The organism is Kitasatospora sp. NPDC017646, from assembly GCF_044329365.1.
Taxonomy (GTDB): Bacteria; Actinomycetota; Actinomycetes; order Streptomycetales; family Streptomycetaceae; genus Kitasatospora.
Genome location: NZ_JBIRJC010000001.1, coordinates 229,962 through 247,084 on the forward strand (window position 1 = coordinate 229,962; position 17,123 = coordinate 247,084).

Below are 17,123 nucleotides of genomic sequence, written 5' to 3' on the forward strand. Positions count from 1 at the left end.
CCGGCCACACCCCGTCGGCCGGTGCACGGCCGGCCGACGGGGCGTGGCCGTGGGACGGGTGCGGCCGGGCTCAGTCGAGAAGGCGGCCCAGGTGCTGGGCGACCGTGCCGCGCAGCACCTCCGAGGCACCGCCGGCCACGGTGAGCATCCGGGCGTCCCGCATCAACCGGACCAGCGGCATCTTGTCCGACAGCCCGTTGGCGCCGCAGACCTGGGCGGCGGCGTTGGTGACCCGCTGCGCGAGCTCGCCCGTCACGTACTTGGCCATCGCGCTCGGCGCGCCGGTCTCGTCCCCGCCGGCCCACTCCCCCGCGGCCCACTCGATCAGCGCCTGCGCCGCCCGCAGCTCACCGACCAGCGGCGCCAGCGTGGACTGCATCGCGAGGTGCCCGGGCGAACCGGCCGGAAGGCGGGCACTGGCGTAGTCGAAGGCCGTCCGCAACGCGCTCTTCGAAAGGCCCAGGCAGATCGCCGACTGGCCCAGCCGCTTTCCGTTGTAGTGGCGCATGATTCTGCGCAGCGAAGTCCGGTCGAAACCGAGCACCACCTGTTCGACGGGTACGAACACATCGTGGTAGCGGACGTGGAATTCGCCCAGCCCGCGCAGGCCCAGCTTCTCCTTCCGGTCGTCGATCTCGACCGTTCCGTCCCCCGCGCCGAGCCTGCTGCGGTCCACCAGGAAAAGGCCGACCTCGCGCGATTCCGGGGCCGGCTTGGCGACCACGAAATGCACCGTCCGGCGGGCCGCGCCGGTGATCCAGTCCTTCTCGCCGCTGATCCGGTAGCCGCCCTCGACCGGGGTCGCCACCGTGGTGAACCGGGCGACGTCGGAACCGGTCTGCGGCTCGCTCATCGCGAACGCGGCCTGCTTCTCGCCGGTGCGGATCGCGTCGAGGTAGCGCTCGCGCAGGTCACGGCCCGCGTACTCGCGCAACATCCCGATCTGGCCCAGGTTCTGGTCCATCACCGCCTTGGCGACGGACGGCGAGACCCGCGCCAGCTCCTCCAGCACGTCGAGGAGGAAGCGCACCCGCTCGGGGCCGCCGTGCGGCTGGTCGGCGCGGTAGCCGAGGGAGTTGGCGAACAGGCCCTGGCGGGCGATGTCCGCGAACAGTTCCGTGCCGATCTCGTCACTGCGGTCGATCAGTCCGGCCACCGGAGCGATGCGCTCCCGAGTGAAGCGACGGACGTTGTCCAGAAAGGCCGCCGCGTCGGTTCCGACGGCCTCATCGATCTGGTCAGCGGCGGAGGAACGCTGCTGAACGGCTAACGGGGTCATGGATTTTGCCCTTTCCTCGGAGGCGAGGTTGCAGGCTCACGCCGGTCGCACATCCCGGTGCGAGCGGAATCGACGATGCCACTCCCCGGACTCCGCCATGTTACCGACAAGTAAACTGTCCAGTCGCGACCGGTGGTGTACGTCACAGTCCCGCATTTCCCTGATCCTGTGTCAACTAACGTTCGGGCTCCGGAAGATGTGCACTCGGCACACGCTGTCCACGCGTCCCCGGGAAAGGGCATGCCGATGACGATGACGTTCTCCACCCTCCTCGTACTGATACTGATGGGCGCCGCGGCGGGCGGCGTCGGCGCACTGACCGGGATCGGCGGCGGCGCGATCGTGGTCCCGGTCCTGGTGCTCGGCTACGGCGTCTCGTTCCGCTCCGCGGTCGCCGTCTCGCTGGCCGCCGTCATCGCCAACTCCGCGACCGGATCCGCCGCCTACCTGCGTCAGGGCCTGACCCACAAGCGCCTGGCGTTCAGCCTGGAGGTGACCACCACCATCGGCGGCATCGCCGGAAGCCTGGTCACCGCCTTCATCCCGCGCCCGCTTCTGGAGGGCGTCTTCGGCATCAGCCAGTTCCTCTCCGCCGAACTCACCCGCCGGCGCAAGCGACTCCCCACCGCCGCGAGCGGGTCGGCGCCCGCCGGGACCCCGCCGGACGCCCTCACCCGGCACGGACTGCGGGCCCTTGAAGGCCGTACCGCACTGACCGGCCTGATCGCGGACGAGTCCGACGGCACCCCGCGCGCCTACCGGGCCCGGCGACCGCTCCTCGGCGCCGGCGCCTCCATGGCGGCCGGGATGCTCTCCGGCATGCTGGGCGTCGGCGGCGGCTTCCTCAAGGTGCCCGCGATGACGGTGGGCATGGGCGTACCGGTCCGGGTCGCCACCGCCACCAGCCAGTTCATGATCGGCATCACCGCGGTGGCCAGCTTCGTGGTCTACTTCGCGGCCGGCGTGGTGCAGCCCCTGCTGGTGGCCCCGATCGTGCTCGGCATCACCACCGGCTCGCTGCTCGGCTCCCGGCTCTCCGGCCGGCTCTCGGTGGGCACCATCGAAGCCGTCTACACCACCGTGGTGCTCGTCTCGGGCCTCTCCTTCCTGCTCGGTGCCTTCGGAGTGATCCATGTCTGACCTGCCCACCGACGAGACCGTCGTCGCCACCGCCGCGGAGCCCGCGGTCGCCACCACACCGGCACCGGACGTCGCCCTCGTCCGGGAAGCCCGCACCAACCGGCTCACCGCCACCGCGCTACTGGTCGTCAGCGCCCTCGCGCTGGTCCTGATCCTGGCCGGCCTGGTCGCCGCACTGGCCGCGGGCGACCGCACCGCCCGCCCGCTCGCCCTCGCCGAGCTCACCTCCCAGCACGGCGCGGGGCCCCTGCTGCTCGGACTCGGCCTCCTCACCCTGTCCGTCGCCCCGGCCCTCGGAATCCTGGTCACCGTCGCCCGCTGGCTGCGCACCGGCGACCGGCGCTACGCCCTGCTGGCCGGGCTCGTGGTCGCGATGCTGCTGGGCGGCGCACTGCTCGGCTGACGCGCTGCCTCCGCAACGGGTGGGAACCGGTGGACCGGGTGACCGCTGGGTCGGGACCGTAGCCGCCCGGTGGCCGGGACCACCGCGCAGGACGGGCAGGTGAACGCGCCATGACCGAGCCGCTCGGCCGTCTCCCGCCGGAACAGCGGCACCTCCCGCGCCCGGCCCCCGACGGACCGGGGTCCGGGTCCTGGCCACCAGGCCCGAGGGTGCCCGGTCAGCGCCGGGTGGCGGGCGCGCAGTGGAAGCCGGCGGCGTCGGCGGGGCCGCCGTGGCCGTCGTAGCGGGAGACCAGCGGGTAGGCGCAGAGGTTGCGGCTGACCGTTCGGCCGTCGGCGGTGGGCAGAGTGGCGGCGAGGGTCTGCGGGGCCTCGCCCCGCTCGACCCAGGCGGTCAGTGCGGCGAGGTCGTCGATCCGGCCGCTGAGACCGCAGTGGGCCGTGCCCGGCGCGAGGAAGAGGCGCTGCCGCCGACCGTCTGCAGCCGGCTGTGGGGAGCGGGCGTGCCGGTGGCCGCCGAGGCACCCGGCGCGTACAGCACGGCGGCCAGGGACATTCCGACCGCGAGGGCGGTCAGGGTCCGGTTCATCGGGGTTCCGTCCAAGGGCGTGAAGCGGCCAGGCCCGCAGGGGCGTTGGCGCGTGGGAAGGGTGGTCCTGCCGTCAGGTCGTTCACCGCAGGCACACAAGTAACCGTTCTGAACGGTTATCAGACTGACACCCAGTGGTCGCGATCGTCAAACTGCACAGGGCAAGCTTGGCGTAAACGCCAAGTCCTCGCCCTGCGATTGACATTCATCACTCTCCTGAACGGTTACTTCTGTAGAGTGAGGTGGACCACCACCGCTCGCCGATCTGCCGGACGGCCACCCCGTCCAGTAGCGTGCGCGCCGACAACGAAGAGCGTGGAAGGACACGGATCCATGGGTTCATCGGCACAGGCGCCCGAGCCGGAGGAGCTGCGGCGACACCTGGGCGTGGTCGACGCCGTGGTGATCGGGCTGGGGTCGATGATCGGCGCGGGTGTGTTCGCCGCGCTCGCCCCCGCTGCCGGGGCCGCCGGGTCCGGGCTCCTGGTCGGGCTGGCACTGGCCGGGGTGGTGGCGTACTGCAACGCGACGTCCTCGGCCCGGCTGGCCGCCCGCTACCCGCGGTCGGGCGGCACGTACGTCTACGGCCGCGAGCGGCTCGGCGAGTTCTGGGGCTACCTCGCCGGGTGGGGCTTCGTCGTCGGGAAGACCGCCTCCTGCGCGGCGATGGCGCTCACCGTCGGCTCGTACGTGTGGCCGCAGCAGGCGCACGCGGTGGCGGTCGCGGCGGTGGTGGCGCTGACCGCGGTGAACTACGCGGGGGTGCAGAAGGCGGCCTGGCTGACCCGGGTGATCGTCGCCGTGGTCCTGGCGGTGCTCGCCGCGGTCGTCGTCGCCTGTCTGGCCGGCGGCGACGCCGACGCCGGCCGCTGGGCGGTGGGCGCGGACGCCGGCTTCCACGGCGTGCTCCAGGCGGCGGGCCTGCTGTTCTTCGCCTTCGCGGGGTACGCGCGCATCGCCACCCTCGGCGAGGAGGTCCGCGATCCGCAGCGCACGATCCCGCGCGCGATTCCGCTGGCACTCGGCATCACCCTGGTCGTCTACGCCGCCGTCGCGCTCGCCGTCCTGGCCGTCCTCGGGCCCGAGCGCCTGGCCCACGCCACCGCGCCCCTCGCCGACGCCGTCCGGGCCGCCGGGGCGCCGCGACTGGCCCCGGTCGTACGGGCCGGGGCGGCCGTGGCCGCGCTCGGTTCACTGCTGGCGCTGATCCTCGGCGTCTCCCGGACCACTCTGGCGATGGCCCGCGACCGACACCTGCCCCACCGGCTCGCCGCCGTCCACCCGCGCTTCGCCGTTCCGCACCGCGCCGAACTCGCCGTCGGCGCCGTGGTGGCCGTGGTCGCGGCCGTCGGCGACATCCGCGGCGCGATCGGCTTCTCGTCCTTCGGCGTGCTGGCCTATTACGCCGTCGCCAACGCCTCCGCCTGGACGCTCGAAGCCGAGGAGGGGCGGCCACCACGCGCTCTGCCCCTCCTCGGTCTGGCCGGCTGCCTGGTCCTGGCCTTCGCCCTGCCCGGCACCTCGGTGCTGTGGGGCGCCGGGGTGCTGGCCCTCGGCGCCGCGGCCTACGGCGCGCGCCAGGTCTTCGCCCGCTCCTGACGTCAAGGCGGGCCGCCCGTCCGGGCGGGCGGTGAACCGGCCGCGGACCGCCCGGACCACCGCGCCCAGGACAACGGCCACGGACTGGTGTCCGTGTACGGCTTCTGCCTCGCGGCGCCGGCGGTGATCAGCCGGGCGGTCGACGGGTACCGCGCGCCCCGGGCGTGACGGTCCGGTCGTCAGTCGGCGAGCCCGGCGTTGACGAGCGCCTTGATGTACGGCAGGTCGTCGCCGTTCCCGGTCGGGTTCAGGGAGTACACCACGCGGTGCCTCAGGTCGCGGGTGGCGAAGATCCCGTTGTCCCAGCCGGGGCGGGAGCCGGTCTTGCCCCAGGCGTACTCGCCGTCGGGGAGCCGGTAACGCATGAGCCCGCCGACGCTGTAACAGGCGTCCGTGCCGGCACAGTTCGTGTTGTCGGCGGCACTCGGCACGTCCGGCACCTCGAAGACCAGCTTCTGCTGGGCGGGCGGGAGCAGGTGCCCCCGGAACAACGCGGTGAGGAAACGGTCCAGGTCGGACGCGGTGGAGACCATGCCGCCCTCGGCCCACGGGTACGGGCTCTGCTCGGTCACGTCCTGTCCGTCCAGGTACACCTCCGCGTGGGGCGAAGGGATCGCCGGGTCGTCGGCGGCGGGCAGGCCGGTGTGGGTCAGGTGCAACGGCTGGATGATCCTGCGTCGCAGTTCGCTGGTGAAGGACCGGCCGGTGACCTTCTCGACGACCAGGCCGAGGACCAGGGAGTTGAGCCCGTTGTACTGCTGCTCCCCCCGGGATGTGGGCGCGGCGTCGGCAGCGGCGAACGACTCGCGCAGGAGGTCCACGGGTGTCACGGACCTGAGCTGCCATCCGGGCCCGTCGGCCGGGCCGGGGGTCCGCGCGGGCTTGGGCAGGCCGCTCGTGTGGTCCAGGAGCTGGCGCACGGTCACGTCACCGTACGCCTCGGGCAGCACCTCGGGGACGTACTGCCGGGCCGGTGCGTCCAGACCGATCCGGTGTTCCGCGACGAGCTGGAGGACCACCGTGTTGGTGAACACCTTGGTGACGCTGCCGATCCGCAGGTACGCGTCCGCCGTTACCGGGCCGGCGGTGGCGCTCGCACCGTCCTGCCGGACCAGCGCACCGGCGACGACGGCATCGGGCAGGTGGCCGAGGATCTCCGCGACGGTCGGTGCGGCGGACGGCGAGGCGCCTGCGACCGGCGCGGCGACGGCCGCGGACGCGGACGCGGCGGCGCCGGCCGTGAGCGCAGTCGTGAGCGCGGTGGCCAGGGCGAGCGTGGTGACGGTGCGGCGGATCCGCATCGGTTGTCTCCTTCAATGGCGCGGGCGGGCCTTCCTGACGGCGCCAAGTCTGCTGGCCGGGCGCGCCCTTGCCCATCAGTGATCACCCTGGGGCGACCCTGGTCCGTCCCCTGGGGGAACGGCCCGGGCGACGGCGGCAGCGGGAACTCTCCCCCGGTCGCGGTTCAGCGCGGGACGGACCGGACCAGGAGCAGCGCGATGTCGTCCGTGCGGTGGTCCGCGTGCCCGGCCCGTCCGATGAGCGCGTCGGCCAGCCGGTCGAGCGGCTGGGAGCCGTGGCGGGCGAGCGTGGCGGTGAGCTCGGCCAGCGCCCGGTCGAGGTCGGCGCCGGGTGTGTCGACGAGGCCGTCGGTGTACAGGGCCAGGGTGGTGCCGACCGGCAGGTCGAGCCGGAGCTGCAAGTACTCCGCGGCGGGGTCGACGTTCAGGACCAGGCCGATGGGCGGCTCCGCGATCTCCGCCCGGCCGTCGGGGCGGTAGAGCAGGGGTGCGGGGTGGCCGGCGGTGGCCAGGCTGGCCTCGCGAGCGGCGAGATCGACGCAGAGGTAGGCGCAGGTGGCCAGGAGCGTCGTGTCCAGGTCGGTCAGCAGGCGGTTGGTGCGGGCCAGCACGGTGCTCGGATCGGCGTCGGCGGCGGCGAACGCCCGGACGGCGGTGCGCACCTGGCCCATCAGCGCGGCCGCGTTGACGTTGTGGCCCTGGATGTCGCCGATGACGATGGCCGCGCTGTCGGGCCCCACCCGCATGAGGTCGTAGAAGTCGCCTCCGACGTCCATGCCCTCGGTGCACGGCAGGTAGCGGGCGCTGACCTCCAGGCCGGGGACCGCGGGCAGCACATGGGGCAGCAGGTTCTCCTGGAGACCCTGGGCGAGACCGAGCTTGGTGTCGTACAGCCGGGCGCGGTCCAGCGCCTGGGCGATCAGACCGCCCAGCGAGGTGAGGACGGCACGCTCGTCCACGTCGAAGCGGTGCGGCTCGGCGAAGGCCAGCACGCAGGTGCCGATCAGTCTTCGCGAGGTCACCAGCGGCAGGTAGGCCCAGGCGGCCATCCCGTCCTGGGTCTCGCGGCGGTTCGGGTACAGCAGCTCCAGCTCCGCGCGGGACTCGAAGAACGCCGGCACGGCGTTGGTCGACGCCTGGACACCGGGTGTGGAGGCCGTCAGCGGGGTGCCGTCGAACTGGTCGACCTGGCCGGGCGGATAGCCCCGGTGACCGACGATGCGCAAGCGGCCGCCCTCGGCCATCAGGACGGCGACGGCCTGGCCGCCGAAGGCCGGCACGATCTGTTCGGACACCATGCGCACCACGTCCTGCACGCCGATGGCCTCGGTCAGCGCGCTCGCGAGGTGGAGGAGGTGGTAGAGCACCCCGGGCCGGGTGTGCACCGCCCGATCGGCCGGGCATCCGGCGTGCCGGTGGTCCCAGGCGGGGTCGGCGGCGGTGGCGGGGTCGGCGGCGGCGGTGGCGGGGTCGGCGCCGGCGGTGGCGGGGTCGGCGCCGGCGGTGGCGGGGTCGGCGGCGGTGGCGGCAGCGGCGGAGTCGGGATCCCCGGTGACGGCGGACTCCACGGTGGCGATCCGCACGGTGAGCCCGGAGGCGTCGGGGAAGAGCTGGAACGACAGCCACCGGTCCGGCGGCCGCAGCGCGACGAAGGAGGTGGACTGCCCACTGATCACCGCCGCCCGGTAGTGGTACTCGTACACCGGGTCCCGCAGCCAGGGCAGCACCGTCCACGGCCGCGCACCGAGCAGTCCGTCCACCGGTTCGCCGAGCAGTTCCGCGGCGACGGGCGTGACCGCGGCCAGCCGGCCGTCCAGATCGAGGCCGCACAGGCCCTCCGGCAGTCGTGAGGCCACCGAGGCGAGGGGGTCGGCGACACGGTCCTCCGCCACCTCGGGCCGTGGGCCGGCCCGGATCGGACGGCCCGCACCCGCCGCCTCCGCCGCCACCTCGGCGAGGCGGGCAGCCAGCGCACCGATCCCCTCACGTTCGGGTGCCGACAGCTCCGGGGGATGCGCGGCGGGCCACAGGACGAACAGCACGCCGTACGTCGTCCCCCGCGCGACGACCGGAACGGCCGCGAGGCAGAACGCGTACGGCATGGCGAGCGCGACCCTCGGGTAGCGGCGTGCCATGTCGTCCCCGCTGCCCACCCATACGGTGCGGCCGCTGCGCACGGCCTCGGCCACCGGGATGGGCGCGGTCACGCCGATGTGCCGCCACGGCCTGGTGAACTGCCGGATGGCCCCCAGCGTCATGGCCAGTTCGAGCACCTGCCGGTCGTCCGACAGGAGGTAGAGGCCACCCATGTGCGCGTCGAGCCGGTCCGGCAGCGACCGCATGATCCGTGCCAGCGCCTCGGTGGCGCCGCGCTCCGCCATCGCCTCGGCAGTCCCTTCGCCGGGCCTCGGCGGCGACTTCCATGGCATGGCCATCACAAAACCTCGTTCGAACCGGCGAGCGCACCTGCAGCCTCCCTCCATACTCGCCCGGACGGCAACAGTGCGTCCCCTCGTCCCGTCATCCCGCCGTCCCGAATCTGCTCCCGGCCCGGCCGGAGGTGAGGCAGGCCCGCCGCGAGCGTGCGCGGCGGGCCTGCGAGCGGTGCACCGGCGGCTCGGTGGGGGCCCGGTGGGGCGGGTTGGTTACCGACTGGTACGCCGTGGCCTCCATCATCTTCCAACGGCCCCCGGGCGCGTACCTGCTCGACGACCTACTCATCGAGTACCAGCTCGCCGCCCTCGACACCCGGCGCGGGGAGCGCGACGGAAGCCCCGACTGACCACCGGTGAACAGCCGACCGGGTGCGCCGGCACACGTCCGGGACGGTCAGTCGGCGAGGTCGGCGAGGTCAGCCAGATCGGCGGCTTCCCGGCGCAGGGCGTGTGCCAGCGCCTGCGTGGGTGCGTTGGGAGGGCCCGGCACGCGCACCAGGCTGACGCGTCGCACCTCCTCCGGGGCGCCCTCGACGGGAACGAAGCGGACACCGGGCGGGACGACCGGCAGCAGCGCCGGCGTGGCCGTGGTGATGCCGACGCCGGCCGCGACCAGGTGGAGCTTGGTCAGCCAGTCGCGGGCAGTGTGGCGGACCTCGGACCGCCCGGGCAGACCGGGCCAGACGCCGAGCAGCGGCTCGTCCGCGCTGCCGGGACCGGCGATCCACGGTGCGCCCGCGATCTCCTCGACGCTGACGCTGCCCCGTTCGGCGAACGCGCCGCCCACCGACACCGCCACGGCCAGGTGCACTTCCAGCAGCGGCTCGACACTCAGGGGCGGCTCGTCCGTGTCGGGCGAGCGATGCGGTGGCCGGGAGGAGAGGACGGCGAGATCCAGGGTGCCGGCGCGCAGCGCGCGCACCAGGGACGGAGTGGTCCCCTCACGCGTCGTCACCTGGATGTGCGGGTGCTCCTGGTGCAGCATCGCCAGGGCCCGGGGCACGATCACCGCTCCCGCCGTGGGGAAGAAGCCGAGCCGAACGCTGCCCCTCTCGACCTCCTCCGCTCCGCGCAACTCCCGGTCCGCCGCTTCGAGGGCGTCCAGGGCGACGACGGCGCGGCGCAACAGGGCACGGCCCGAGCCGGTCAGCCGGACGCCGCCGGGGTAGCGGTCGAAGAGCCGGGCGCCGGTCGCCTCTTCCAGCGCGGCCATCTGCCGGGAGACCGCCGACTGGGTGTACCCGAGCGCCTGCGCCGCGGCGGTGAAGGTGCCCCGCTCGGCCACTTCGCGCAGCACCCGCAGCCCGACCAGTGTCATCTCCATGAGCAAAAATCATATCCACCATGCCGGACATTCGTTGGTGGAATGCCACCCGGGTTCCTAGCGTGAAGGCAGGACAACCGAGGAAAGGGCAACGGATCATGCCTCTGATCAATGTCTACCTGCGCCAGGGGACCACCGCCGAGCACCGCCGGAACGTGTCCCTGGGCATCCACAGCGCCATGGTCGACGTGCTGAAGGTCCCCCAGGACGACCAGTTCCACGTCTTCCACGAAGTCTCGCCCGACAACTTCCAGATGCAGCCGGTCGTGTTCGGCCTGCGCCGCAGCGAGCGCGCCATGTTCGTCCAGATCTCCGTCAACCACCGCACCGCCGAACAGAAGGCCGAGCTGTTCCGGGTGATCGTCGACAGGCTCCGGCTGTTCGCCGACGTCCCCGAAGAGGACGTCCTGATGATGATCAACGAAACGGCCCGGGAGAACTGGTGGGCCGCCGGCCGCGTCGTCAACCCCGCCACCGGCTACGACGAGCGCATGAACGACGCCCCCACCGGCGCCGGGGCCACCGGCTGAGGCGGCTGCCGGGGGCCCACCCGCCCGCGGGAGCGGGGCGGGTGGGCCCCCTTCGTGCGAGGCTCGTGGTGGACCAGCCGTCGCCGGTCGCCGCGCACCCGCCGTACGCCGGGTACCAGGAGGAGGCCCACCTCGTGATCCCGGTCCTCGTGCTCGAACCCGACGCGCGGTGGTCGAGTCAGCGGATCACGTCGGCCGGGTTCAGCCGCTCCGTGCGGTCCAGGCAGCCGCATCTCGCGGCGGCAGCGCCACAACCTTGACCTCAACCGCACTTGAGGTCCTAGCCTAACGATCATGACGACCCCAAGCACCCCGCAGAACGGCACCGCCACGCTCGGCCAGCGGCCCATCGCCCTGGTCGCCTGGAGTGCCACCGAAGCGATCCTGCGGCACTCCCAAGCCACCCTGGCACGCATCGACGTCACTCAACCCCAGTGGTGGGCGCTCAACAACATCGTCCGCGCCGAGCACGGCCTCACCGGAGAGGAGATCCGCGCCGTGGCCGTGCCCTACCGCATGGGTGCCGAGGTGATGGTCCACGCCGTCGACTCACTTGTGCACCGGGGCTGGCTCGGCATCGGCGCGGACGGCCGGCTGACCCTCACGGAACAGGGCCGCGAGGGCCTGGCAACGGCGAAGGAACACATGGACCGGGTGCGTGCGGAGCTCCTCGGCGACATCACGGAGGAGGAGTACGCGACTGCGGTCTCCGTGCTCCAACGCGTCACCGACAACCTCGCCGAGGGCCTGTCGTGAAGGCCGGCCACAACCATTCGTTGACGGCCGTCACCAGCACGGGCGCCTCGTAACGAACGGCAACCTCACCGGCGGCCGGTCCGGCTTCCCGCCCATCGGCAACAGCGGCTCAACCCGACTCCACCGGCCGTTCGTCAGGTCACCGCGCCTCACGGCCTCTGATCATCCAGAACCTTGATTCACTTCCGCGACAGGCCTTGACCCATCGTGGTGACGAGGGTCGAGGAGATGTGCCGCAGGGCGGGGTCGGCCGCGATGAAGAAGGTTTCGACCCCGGCCAGTTCGTGGTTCATGCGGGCCATCGGCAGTTCGTGGTCCAGGTCGTGGGTGTCGCGGACTCCCCGGATGACGGCGTCGATTCCGGTCCGGCGGCAGTAGTCGACCAGCAGGCCGCCGGTCTGGTAGTCCACCGTGACGTTGCCCAGGTCAGCCGCTGCCTCGCGGAGCCGTTCCAGCCGTTCGGCGACGGGGAAGCGGCCGGTCTTGTTCGGATTGAACATCACGCAGACGACGACCTCGTCGAACAGGAGGGCGGCGCGGCGCAGGACGTCCCGATGCCCTTGAGTGACCGGGTCGAAGGATCCTGGGAAGAGGGCTCGCATGATCGGGAACAGTAGCAAGCGGCCGGCCCCGGCAGTGAGGGCCGGGGCGGCCGCCCGGTCAGCGGGGCTTCGTCATCCCACCCAGGGGAGTTCGGCGTGCCGAGACCCTGCGATGGCTGATCCGCCAGCCCTCGGCGGTGCGCACCACGGTGTCGTCGTAGGAGACGGAACCGCAGGAGCCGTCCGCCCTGATGCCCAGCCCCTTGGATCGGACCTGCACCCGGCCCTCCGCCCATGCGGTGACGACGACGTTGGTGACGTGATGCGCGACGGGGTTGGCCGCTCCCAGCGCCCATGCCGCTTCCCGGACGGCCGCCACCCCGGACAGCGGTTCCTGGCCGAAGTCGGTGAGGTCGTAGGTCACATCGGCGGTGAACAACTCGTCCAACCGGTCAAGGCTTCCGTCGTCAACGAGGTGGCCGTGCAACGAGATCAGTTCCATGACGGCCAGGCGATCTTCAACAGCGAGCGACACACGCGTCCTCTCCGGCCCGGCGTGGAAGGCGCCGAGGCGAGCAGCGATCCGACATCGGCACGGCAGGTGCAGGGCCGCACACGTCGTGATCGTGCCCTACCGGCGGTCAGCCTGCCACCGACTTCTCCATCCGCGCCCTCCTCGTCCGCACAGCTTCGCCGGAGGTGGGTTGTGGTGGTGCCGGGTCCGACCTCTCCCGACGGCCCGCCGCCTTCCGGGCGGTGGGCCGTCGGCGTACAGGCTCACACCGCGCTGAACGGTACGGGCCAGCGGCGCATGTGGGTGGGCAGAGTCAGGAGCAGATCGCCGAGTCGGTACATCAGGTTCTCCGCGATGAGCAGGCCGACCGCCTGGCGCTGCGTCGCGGTGAGGGCTTCCACCGGCAGCGGAGTGCGTCCGGCCAGGAAGGTCGTGACCAGGTCCGGGTGGTCGAGCATCAGGTGGACGTCGTGCTCCGCCCGGGCGTCCTTGACCGTGATGAAGCCCGGCCCGCGCCTGAAATAGCACAGCCCGTACCGGAACGCCTCCTCCCACGGGTCGGCGGGAAGCCCGGCGAACCCGCTCGGCGGCCAGAGGTGGCGCAGCGGTGCGGTGTCGAGTTCACCGCCTCCGGACGCCGTCCAACGAACGGGCACGCCTTCCTCCAGGGCGACCCGCAGGAACGCCAGGAACCCCAGGGCGGCAAGCGCGTCCCCACCCAGGTCGACCTCGTCGGGCACGACGATGGTGCCGCCCTCCACCGTGGCACCGTAGCCGGGGTCGTGCCTGCGGAACAGGTCTGCCGCCCGATCGCCGACCACCACGTTCACTCCGCCCCCTCCCGGACTGGGACCGGGAGGTCGCGCACCGCCAGTGCCACGACCTGCTCCCCGTCGCAGAAGACGAGTCCGCGCTCCCGCAAGCCCGCCAGCGCCGCAGCCACCTCCTCCTCCGACACCCGCCGCCCCTGCTCGGCCAGTGCCCGGAGCACGGAACGCGCGGTACGGACCCGCTCGGTGAGCCGGTACACGGCGGCGTCCAGACCGCGCAGCAGGTGGTCCCGTGCCGGCCAACCGTGCCGACGGTCGGTGATCCTCACCTCTCCTTCGACGTCGGCCACCACCACCAGGAACGAGCCGGCGTGCGCGGCCCGCCACGCATCGACCGCACGGTGGAGCCGGGCCTCGATCTCTCCCCGGATCCCCTGCGGCGGTGTGTCGAACAGGTAGACCAGATCCGCCAGTTCCTCGGGCGGCAGGTCGTAGATGTGGTCGTAGATGCGGGACGGGGCCCGCGCGGCGAAGCCCAGGTCCGGGCGTTCGAAGTTCGGGCTGAACCGTTCCAGCGCTATGCGTATGGTGCCGCCCGGCGGCTGGAGGTGCACCAGCGCGGGCATCTGGTCGATCACGGGCCGGTAGTCCGCGTCGCGTTCCCCGGGGAAGCCGTAGAGGTGGTTCCAACTCACCGTTAGGCCACGGTCGTGGCAGTCCCGCAGCAGCCTCACGTTCCGGGCACCGCTCACACCCTTGTCCATGAGGTCGAGCACCCGGGCGTTGAGGCTCTCGATGCCGGGCTGGATGTGCACCACCCCGGCCGCCGCGAGCAGGTCGAGCTGGTCGGGGCGGAGGTTGGACTTCACCTCGTAGTGCACGCGCAGGTCCCAGCCACTGGCGGCCATCCGCGGCAGCAGTCCGGCAAAGTAGCCCATGTCCAGGATGTTGTCCACCATCACCAGGTCCAGGATGCGGTGGCGCTCGATCAGGCCGGACACTTCCTCCCACACGGCGTCGGCGTCCTTGCTGCGGAAGGCGATGGCCGAGCCGTTGAGCCCGCAGAAGGTGCACTGGTGCTTCTCTCCCCACCAGCAGCCGCGCGCTCCCTCGACGGCGAGCTTGGGCTCCACGAAGGTGCGTACCGGCGACGCCTCCAGGGCCCGCTGCCAGCCGGTGTAGTCGGGGGCGGGGATCAGCCCGGGCGGGACGGGCGCTGCGCTCTCGGGGTTCGCCACCGGCCGGTCGCCGTCCCACCAGCACAGCCCCGGTACGTCCAGCGGAGCTGTCGCTGCCGCGAGGTGCTCCAGCAGCGCGGGGAAGGCGAGTTCGCCCTCTCCCCGGACGGCGAAGTCGACGAAGCGGTGGTTGCGGTGCAGTGCCGCGCCCATCGGTCCGTCGCAGTTCGCCCCGCCCATGACGGTCCTCACCCCGGGGCGCCGCTGCTTGAGCAGCCGGGCCACCGCGAGGCTCGGCACGTTCTGCATGAACGTGGTGGTGAACCCCACGACGTCCGGGTCCTCGCTCAGGATCTGGTCGACGACCCGCTCGACGAAGGGGCGCGCGTACGGACGCATCCGCCGCACCACCTCGATGTCGACCCCACTGGCCTTCGCGTAACGGTTCAGCTCGAACTCGCGCCAGCGGTCGTCGTCGTGCAGCACACCCGCGAACACCCAGTCCCCCAGCCCGTGGTGCAGGCCGGTCTCCGCGACGTGCGTGTAGTCGTGCGGGGTGAGGTCCCCGCCGCTCTCGGCGAGCAGGAACCCGGCCCAGTCCATCGCCGCGTGCACCTCGGAGACCTCGGCCTCCGGCCGGGTCCGTGCCACGCGGCGGCGCAGGATGCCGATCGCCAACGAGGGCAGCTCCAGCAGCTGCCACGGCATCGACACCAGGCTCAGCCTCAAACTCCGCTCCCGCGTCGGGCCGGGACCCCGGAGTGGGTGGGGCCCCGACCGTCGATAGGTCTGTCTCGGCTTCGGCTCAGCCGTCCCGCTCGGCGGACGAGTCAACCCGGGACGGCGGAGCATCGATCCGGTACGCCGGAGGCGCGTCGATCCGGTACGCCGGAGGCGCGTCGATCCGGTACGCCGGTGGGGCGTCGATCCGCGGAGTCGAGTTCGAAGTCCCGCTGCTCATCACGGTCTTGGTGATCTGCATCGTGGTCACCTCCTCTCCTGCGGGCAGTGGCGCGCAACGGCCCGGACGTTCACTCGCTTCCGGACTCGCACGCCAAGTCACTGTAATCGGCGAATGGTTACCGGTGAATAGCCGTGCACGGGGAAGCCCGACGCGCCCGTGCAGCACGGTTCCGTACCGGTCCGGGCGGCTACCGGCCGCACGTACGGGGGCCGTCGTACTGCTGGTCGGTCACGGGCTCGGCCCAGACGGTCTCGGGGGTGTCGGCGCTGCCGGTGCCCTCCCACATGGCGATGTGTTCCATGAAGCGGTCGGGCGCGGCGCCGTGCCAGTGCTCCTCACCGGGCGGGCAGTTGACGGTCTCACCGGGGTGGGCCTCGAGGACCGTGCCGCCACGGGTGCCGATGAGGGCCACACCCGACACCACGTGCAGGATCTGGCCGACGGCGTGGGCGTGCCAGTGGGTGCGGGCACCGGGGGCGAAGCGGACGAGGTTGGCGCGCATCCGGGAGGGCTCCCGGCCGGCGACGATGACGTCCCACCACACGTCGCCGGTGAACCAGTCGGCGGGGGCCTTGCCGGTGGGCTGGGGCTTGATGAGTTCCACAGGTCTTCCTGTCCAGTCGAAGGCAACGTGGTCAGGGCTTGAGCAGGGCCTTGACGGCGCGGCGCTCGTCCATCGCCCGGTACCCCTCGGCGACCCGCTCCAGGGGCAGGGTGAGGTCGAAGACCTTGCCCGGCGCGATCCGGCCGGTCAGCACGTGGTCGATCAGGTCGGGCAGGTAGCGGCGTACGGGGGCCGGGCCGCCGCGCAGGCCGACGTGGGAGAAGAACAGCTCCTGCCCGTCGACGGAGACCCCGTGCGGGACGCCGACGAAGCCGACGGTGCCGCCGGGCCGGGCGGAGCGCAGGGCCTGCCGCATGGATTCGGCGGTGCCCACGCACTCCAGCACGCTGTCGGCGCCGATGCCGCCGGTCAGCTCCCTGATCCGGGCCACCCCCTCCTCTCCGCGCTCGGCGACGAGATCGGTCGCTCCGAACTCCCGGGCCAGCTTCTGCCGGGGTTCGTGGCGGCTCATCGCGATGATCCGCTCCGCTCCCATCGCCTTGGCGGCGATCACCCCGCACAGGCCCACCGCGCCGTCGCCGATCACCACCGCGGTCGAGCCGGGCTTGACCTCGGCGGCGTCGGCGGCCCACCAGCCGGTGCCCATCACGTCGGAGACGGCCAGCAGGCCCGGCCAGAACTCCTCGCCGGGCACCCCGTCGGTGGCGACCAGGGTGCCCTGGGCGTTGGGGATGCGCACGTAGTCGGCCTGGCAGGTGCTCATGAACTCGCGGTGCACGCAGTTCGACGTGAACCCGTTGCGGCAGTTGGGGCAGGTGTTGTCCGAGGTGGCGAACGAGCCGACGACGAACTGGCCGGGGCGCAGGCCGGTGACCTCGCTGCCGACCTCCTCCACGAAGCCGATGTACTCGTGCCCCATCGGACTCGGTCCGCCCACCGGATCCACGCCGCGGTACGACCACAGGTCGGAGCCGCAGACGCAGGTCACGGCGGTGCGGATGATCGCGTCGGTGGGGTGGAGGATCTTCGGGTCCTCCAGGGTCTCCAGGCGGATGTCGCCGGGGCCGTGGATCACTGTTCCGCGCATGAGTGGGATTCCTTCGCATCACGGGGCCGGGGTGCGTTCTGCTCGCGCCCCCTGCCTTCCAGGGAACCCGCTGCCGGCGCCCGCGGCGAGTCACCAGCGAGGGGTGTACCGGCAGTACATCCCTCCCGGGCCCGACAGGCCGTACGGT

18 protein-coding genes are annotated in these 17,123 nt (G+C 72.4%); 5 read left to right on the forward strand and 13 right to left on the reverse strand.

The features are described 5' to 3' along the window. Positions 1 to 70 precede the first annotated feature (70 nt). Entirely contained in the window at positions 71 to 1,279 is a 1,209-nt protein-coding gene (locus ACH4J0_RS01335; protein ID WP_396235610.1) for an acyl-CoA dehydrogenase family protein, read from the reverse strand. A gap of 246 nt (positions 1,280 to 1,525) precedes the next feature. On the opposite strand from ACH4J0_RS01335, the gene ACH4J0_RS01340 reads away from it, so the two are divergent. Further along, positions 1,526 to 2,419 carry a sulfite exporter TauE/SafE family protein gene (locus tag ACH4J0_RS01340; protein WP_396235611.1) on the forward strand — a complete coding sequence of 298 codons (894 nt, stop codon included), beginning with the start codon at positions 1,526 to 1,528 and terminating at the stop codon, positions 2,417 to 2,419. Beyond that, entirely contained in the window at positions 2,412 to 2,822 is a 411-nt protein-coding gene (locus ACH4J0_RS01345) for a DUF1634 domain-containing protein (RefSeq protein ID WP_396235612.1), read from the forward strand. The genes ACH4J0_RS01340 and ACH4J0_RS01345 overlap by 8 nt, the downstream gene beginning before the upstream one ends. 217 nt (positions 2,823 to 3,039) lie before the next feature. On the opposite strand, the gene ACH4J0_RS01350 is transcribed toward ACH4J0_RS01345, so the two are convergent. Continuing rightward, complete coding sequence (locus ACH4J0_RS01350) at positions 3,040 to 3,237, reverse strand: tannase/feruloyl esterase family alpha/beta hydrolase (RefSeq protein ID WP_396235930.1); 198 nt, start codon at positions 3,235 to 3,237, stop codon at positions 3,040 to 3,042. Next, entirely contained in the window at positions 3,216 to 3,410 is a 195-nt protein-coding gene (locus ACH4J0_RS01355; RefSeq protein WP_396235613.1) for a hypothetical protein, read from the reverse strand. The genes ACH4J0_RS01350 and ACH4J0_RS01355 overlap by 22 nt, the downstream gene beginning before the upstream one ends. Before the next feature lie 333 nt (positions 3,411 to 3,743). Between ACH4J0_RS01355 and ACH4J0_RS01360 the strand changes: the two genes are divergently transcribed. Continuing rightward, positions 3,744 to 5,009, forward strand: a complete 1,266-nt coding sequence (locus ACH4J0_RS01360; protein WP_396235614.1) for an APC family permease — start codon at positions 3,744 to 3,746, stop codon at positions 5,007 to 5,009. A 179-nt stretch (positions 5,010 to 5,188) separates the two neighbouring features. On the opposite strand, the gene ACH4J0_RS01365 is transcribed toward ACH4J0_RS01360, so the two are convergent. The 3 genes from ACH4J0_RS01365 to ACH4J0_RS01375 all read right to left on the reverse strand — a co-directional run bounded on the left by ACH4J0_RS01365 (position 5,189) and on the right by ACH4J0_RS01375 (position 10,069). After that, a complete protein-coding gene (locus ACH4J0_RS01365) occupies positions 5,189 to 6,310 on the reverse strand; it encodes a serine hydrolase domain-containing protein (RefSeq protein ID WP_396235615.1) in 1,122 nt (373 codons plus the stop codon). A 164-nt stretch (positions 6,311 to 6,474) separates the two neighbouring features. Further along, entirely contained in the window at positions 6,475 to 8,691 is a 2,217-nt protein-coding gene (locus ACH4J0_RS01370) for a SpoIIE family protein phosphatase (protein ID WP_396235616.1), read from the reverse strand. Between the two features lie 448 nt (positions 8,692 to 9,139). Beyond that, the gene (locus ACH4J0_RS01375; RefSeq protein WP_396235617.1) at positions 9,140 to 10,069 is read right to left on the reverse strand and encodes a LysR family transcriptional regulator; all 930 of its coding nucleotides are present in this window, start codon (positions 10,067 to 10,069) and stop codon (positions 9,140 to 9,142) included. A gap of 98 nt (positions 10,070 to 10,167) precedes the next feature. Here ACH4J0_RS01375 and ACH4J0_RS01380 point away from each other — a divergent pair, with 98 nt between their 5' ends. Together ACH4J0_RS01380 and ACH4J0_RS01385 are read left to right on the forward strand one after the other, a co-directional pair. After that, the gene (locus tag ACH4J0_RS01380; RefSeq protein ID WP_396235618.1) at positions 10,168 to 10,599 is read left to right on the forward strand and encodes a tautomerase family protein; all 432 of its coding nucleotides are present in this window, start codon (positions 10,168 to 10,170) and stop codon (positions 10,597 to 10,599) included. A gap of 294 nt (positions 10,600 to 10,893) precedes the next feature. Then, positions 10,894 to 11,355: a MarR family winged helix-turn-helix transcriptional regulator gene (locus ACH4J0_RS01385; RefSeq protein ID WP_396235619.1), complete on the forward strand. Its 462-nt coding sequence runs from the start codon at positions 10,894 to 10,896 to the stop codon at positions 11,353 to 11,355. Positions 11,356 to 11,534: 179 nt separating this feature from the next. Here the strand turns inward: ACH4J0_RS01385 and coaD are convergent, their stop codons facing one another. The 7 genes from coaD to ACH4J0_RS01420 form a co-directional block, all read right to left on the reverse strand. Next, on the reverse strand, positions 11,535 to 11,957 hold the full coding sequence (gene coaD, locus ACH4J0_RS01390) for a pantetheine-phosphate adenylyltransferase (protein WP_396235620.1): 423 nt from the start codon (positions 11,955 to 11,957) through the stop codon (positions 11,535 to 11,537). Positions 11,958 to 12,015: 58 nt separating this feature from the next. After that, the gene (locus ACH4J0_RS01395; RefSeq protein WP_396235621.1) at positions 12,016 to 12,432 is read right to left on the reverse strand and encodes a nuclear transport factor 2 family protein; all 417 of its coding nucleotides are present in this window, start codon (positions 12,430 to 12,432) and stop codon (positions 12,016 to 12,018) included. Positions 12,433 to 12,674: 242 nt separating this feature from the next. After that, the gene (locus tag ACH4J0_RS01400) at positions 12,675 to 13,241 is read right to left on the reverse strand and encodes a DUF5825 family protein (protein WP_396235622.1); all 567 of its coding nucleotides are present in this window, start codon (positions 13,239 to 13,241) and stop codon (positions 12,675 to 12,677) included. Next, the gene (locus ACH4J0_RS01405; RefSeq protein ID WP_396235623.1) at positions 13,238 to 15,067 is read right to left on the reverse strand and encodes a RiPP maturation radical SAM C-methyltransferase; all 1,830 of its coding nucleotides are present in this window, start codon (positions 15,065 to 15,067) and stop codon (positions 13,238 to 13,240) included. Before ACH4J0_RS01405 ends, ACH4J0_RS01400 begins: the two co-directional genes overlap by 4 nt. A gap of 97 nt (positions 15,068 to 15,164) precedes the next feature. Further along, complete coding sequence (locus ACH4J0_RS01410) at positions 15,165 to 15,350, reverse strand: hypothetical protein (RefSeq protein ID WP_396235624.1); 186 nt, start codon at positions 15,348 to 15,350, stop codon at positions 15,165 to 15,167. A 160-nt stretch (positions 15,351 to 15,510) separates the two neighbouring features. Beyond that, a complete protein-coding gene (locus tag ACH4J0_RS01415) occupies positions 15,511 to 15,927 on the reverse strand; it encodes a cupin domain-containing protein (RefSeq protein WP_396235625.1) in 417 nt (138 codons plus the stop codon). Positions 15,928 to 15,958: 31 nt separating this feature from the next. After that, entirely contained in the window at positions 15,959 to 16,975 is a 1,017-nt protein-coding gene (locus tag ACH4J0_RS01420) for a zinc-dependent alcohol dehydrogenase family protein (protein ID WP_396235626.1), read from the reverse strand. Positions 16,976 to 17,123: the final 148 nt, after the last annotated feature.

Excerpts from the sequence above, each read along its gene's own strand:
- ACH4J0_RS01360 (WP_396235614.1), top strand. The coding sequence starts at position 3,744 with ATGGGTTCATCGGCACAGGCGCCCGAGCCGGAGGAGCTGCGGCGACAC.
- ACH4J0_RS01405 (WP_396235623.1), bottom strand. The coding sequence starts at position 15,067 with ATGCCGTGGCAGCTGCTGGAGCTGCCCTCGTTGGCGATCGGCATCCTG.
- ACH4J0_RS01340 (WP_396235611.1), top strand. The coding sequence starts at position 1,526 with ATGACGATGACGTTCTCCACCCTCCTCGTACTGATACTGATGGGCGCC.
- ACH4J0_RS01380 (WP_396235618.1), top strand. The coding sequence starts at position 10,168 with ATGCCTCTGATCAATGTCTACCTGCGCCAGGGGACCACCGCCGAGCAC.
- ACH4J0_RS01355 (WP_396235613.1), bottom strand. The coding sequence starts at position 3,410 with ATGAACCGGACCCTGACCGCCCTCGCGGTCGGAATGTCCCTGGCCGCC.
- ACH4J0_RS01385 (WP_396235619.1), top strand. The coding sequence starts at position 10,894 with ATGACGACCCCAAGCACCCCGCAGAACGGCACCGCCACGCTCGGCCAG.
- ACH4J0_RS01365 (WP_396235615.1), bottom strand. The coding sequence starts at position 6,310 with ATGCGGATCCGCCGCACCGTCACCACGCTCGCCCTGGCCACCGCGCTC.
- ACH4J0_RS01335 (WP_396235610.1), bottom strand. The coding sequence starts at position 1,279 with ATGACCCCGTTAGCCGTTCAGCAGCGTTCCTCCGCCGCTGACCAGATC.
- ACH4J0_RS01420 (WP_396235626.1), bottom strand. The coding sequence starts at position 16,975 with ATGCGCGGAACAGTGATCCACGGCCCCGGCGACATCCGCCTGGAGACC.
- ACH4J0_RS01375 (WP_396235617.1), bottom strand. The coding sequence starts at position 10,069 with ATGGAGATGACACTGGTCGGGCTGCGGGTGCTGCGCGAAGTGGCCGAG.
- coaD (WP_396235620.1), bottom strand. The coding sequence starts at position 11,957 with ATGCGAGCCCTCTTCCCAGGATCCTTCGACCCGGTCACTCAAGGGCAT.
- ACH4J0_RS01345 (WP_396235612.1), top strand. The coding sequence starts at position 2,412 with ATGTCTGACCTGCCCACCGACGAGACCGTCGTCGCCACCGCCGCGGAG.
- ACH4J0_RS01370 (WP_396235616.1), bottom strand. The coding sequence starts at position 8,691 with ATGGCGGAGCGCGGCGCCACCGAGGCGCTGGCACGGATCATGCGGTCG.